The organism is Actinomycetota bacterium (genome assembly GCA_036280995.1).
Lineage (GTDB): Bacteria > Actinomycetota > CALGFH01 > CALGFH01 > CALGFH01 > CALGFH01.
The window spans coordinates 1-2,407 of record DASUPQ010000109.1 but is presented as its reverse complement, the minus strand read 5'-3'; the positions used below and the strand labels follow the sequence as shown (position 1 = coordinate 2,407).

Below are 2,407 nucleotides of genomic sequence, written 5' to 3'. Positions count from 1 at the left end.
ACGCCGTGGCCACCCGCGAGTTCGCGGCCGCGGTGTGGGTGGACAGCCGCAACGCCGCTGTGTGCCCGGCCATCAACGCCTACCGCCAGTCCCTGGTCGACGGCACTCCGATCCCGCCGCCGGCACCCAACCAGGACTGCCCCGATGTAGGCGGGTTCTTCGGCAACACCGACATCTTCGGCGGCTCCTACGCCGACCCCACCACCCCATAGCCAACCACCTGACCGCGAGGGGCGCCCGACGGGCGCCCCTCACTAGTGGTGGTGGGTATAAGACATTGCAGCGGGTGATTAGGCTGCTACCAGGCGCGGGCCCCGCGGTCTCCACCGTTCTGCTTCGGCAGGCCCTTTCGGGCCCAACCGGTGATCTACGGCGTCTCTCCAGGGCGGCGGCCTGCTGATTCACCCTCGACCTGAGCGCCGGCTGCGCCGGGACTGGCCCGTTCACGCTCGCGGCGCCAGCGCAGGTAGAAGCTGCCCGCAAGCACGCCAAAGGCCACTCCCTGGAACAGCCAGACCACGCCAATGAAGCGCTCGCGGCCGGAGGCGACCCGCAGGGCACCGATGACGACGTAGGCCGCGCTCAACCCGATCCACGCCCACCAGACCCAGCGTGGCTCCTTGCCGCTCGGCTCGCGGCCGAGGATCCGCTCCACCCGCTGCCACCGGCGACTATCCATGCTCAGCCAGGCAAACCACAGCGGCAGCAGCACGAACAGGCCGGTCACCACCAGCACGACCACCAGCCCCGCACCCATACCAGCAGGCTTCCCCGCGGCACGCGGCGCTACGCCGGCAGGAGAACGGGGAGGTCAGAGCTTGGGCAGGCCAGCCATGTCCGCCCGACGGCCCTCAATCCGCAGAACGCCTCCAAGCCGTCACAGAACAGCGCCCATCTAGCGGTCCCCGTAGAACCTCTCGGCGACCTCCCGACGCGACCTGGCGGCCTTGTCACCACTGCCTGGCCGACCGGATCACAGCTGAGGTCCCGACGCTCAGCTCAGCGGCCGCCGGATGGGCGCCACCATCGCTGTGCGCTTGCCGTGGCCCGGCAAGAACCAACCGGGATTCCTGGCCCACCCAGGCCTGGTTTCCCGCCTCGGCCATCTCCAAGGTAGGTGGTTCAAGGGGCCGTCCTGGAACGGATGACGGATGCCGAGATGGCCGGTCGTCGGCTGCCACACATCTGGCAACCAGGAGCGGACGCCGGAGAGGAGTGTTGCTGTCATGGGCATCGTGTCGCTGCTGATCCTTGGCCTCCTGGCTGGGGCCCTCGCCAAGTGGCTCCTGCCCGGTGACGACCCAGGTGGGGTTCTGGTCACCATGCTCATCGGGGTGGTCGGGGCATTGCTTGGAGGGTTCCTGGCCGGCGCGCTGTTCGGCGCCGACCCGCTGGGTGGTTTCTTCGATCTGAGTACCTGGGTCACCGCGATCGCCGGATCGATCGTGCTGCTGCTGCTCTACCGCATCACCAGGCGCCGCCGGACCGTGTGAGGAGGGGCTGCTGATGCGCGGCGTGCTCTTGGGGTCGGCGCTGCTCGCCCTGATCCTGACCGTGCTGATCGTTGGTGTGGTGCGCCTGAGCGGGATGGTGGGGCGGCGGATACGGGGCCGCACCAACAACCTGACCGCAGAACGGTGCTTTGCCGAGGCGGTGGCGGCCGGGGACTTCGACCGGGCCGAGCAGCAGGCGGCATTCCTCCTCGAACCGCCCCCGGGGCCAGCGGCCCGCTCGTCGCAGCTCGAGCCTACGCGGGAAGGGGAACCGCAGGGCGGCTCGACCCTGCTGCTCCCACCGCTGTCGAACCCGCCGCTCCGCAACCGCCGCTGTATGCATGGTATGGCCGGTGGTTGCTTGGCCTGCCGGGCGTTTGGCCGTGGCTGGGGTGTCGGGTGAGCAAGGTGGCAAGGAGGAGCGCCATGCCGGCCCGGGTCCAGGATGTCATGACGATCGAGGTGGTGGTCGCCCAGCCGACCACGCCCGTCAAGCAGGTAGCTAGGTTGCTGGCCGACCATCGCCTGAGCGCCCTACCGGTTGTTGTCGACGGGCGTAGCCGGGTGCTGGGCGTCGTCTCCGAAGCCGATCTGCTCGGGCACGAGCTGCTGGTCGACCCAGCTCGGATGGAGGTCGAGGTACGCGACGGCGTGGTCAGCCTCACCGGGCGGGTCGAGCGGCGCAGCCTGATCCCCATCGTGGTCCGCCTGGCCGGCGCGACCGAAGGGGTGGTGCGGGTCCAGGACTGGCTGACCTTCGACCTGGACGACACTAGGCTGCCACCCTCGGCCAGCAACCGGCAGCGCATCTGAGGTCTGGCACGAGCGAGGCGGCAGCAGACTCCGGTCAGCTCCACACGCAGCTCTGTCGCGTGGCCAGGGTGGCAGGCTCAGCGGTCGCCGACCTGCCCGGC

At 69.7% G+C, this 2,407-nt stretch carries 5 protein-coding genes; 4 read left to right on the top strand and 1 reads right to left on the bottom strand.

Annotated elements, in window-relative coordinates:
- A partial coding sequence (locus tag VF468_03320; protein HEX5877343.1) for a hypothetical protein occupies positions 1-212 on the top strand: 212 nt, incomplete at its 5' end.
- Between the two features lie 155 nt (positions 213-367).
- Here VF468_03320 and VF468_03315 read toward each other — a convergent pair.
- Positions 368-742 (bottom strand): hypothetical protein, encoded by a 375-nt coding sequence (locus VF468_03315; protein HEX5877342.1) that lies wholly within the window; start codon positions 740-742, stop codon positions 368-370.
- 484 nt (positions 743-1,226) lie between these two features.
- Here VF468_03315 and VF468_03310 point away from each other — a divergent pair, with 484 nt between their 5' ends.
- From VF468_03310 to VF468_03300, 3 genes are read left to right on the top strand one after another with little or no spacing between them, the layout of a single operon-like run.
- Positions 1,227-1,493 carry a GlsB/YeaQ/YmgE family stress response membrane protein gene (locus VF468_03310; protein HEX5877341.1) on the top strand — a complete coding sequence of 89 codons (267 nt, stop codon included), beginning with the start codon at positions 1,227-1,229 and terminating at the stop codon, positions 1,491-1,493.
- Between the two features lie 13 nt (positions 1,494-1,506).
- A complete protein-coding gene (locus VF468_03305) occupies positions 1,507-1,896 on the top strand; it encodes a hypothetical protein (GenBank protein HEX5877340.1) in 390 nt (129 codons plus the stop codon).
- A gap of 23 nt (positions 1,897-1,919) precedes the next feature.
- Positions 1,920-2,306 (top strand): CBS domain-containing protein, encoded by a 387-nt coding sequence (locus tag VF468_03300; protein ID HEX5877339.1) that lies wholly within the window; start codon positions 1,920-1,922, stop codon positions 2,304-2,306.
- Positions 2,307-2,407 lie beyond the last annotated feature (101 nt).

Bases quoted from the DNA above. Each gene is read 5' to 3' on its own strand.
- VF468_03310 (HEX5877341.1), top strand. From the start codon at position 1,227: ATGGGCATCGTGTCGCTGCTGATCCTTGGCCTCCTGGCTGGGGCCCTC.
- VF468_03305 (HEX5877340.1), top strand. From the start codon at position 1,507: ATGCGCGGCGTGCTCTTGGGGTCGGCGCTGCTCGCCCTGATCCTGACC.
- VF468_03300 (HEX5877339.1), top strand. From the start codon at position 1,920: ATGCCGGCCCGGGTCCAGGATGTCATGACGATCGAGGTGGTGGTCGCC.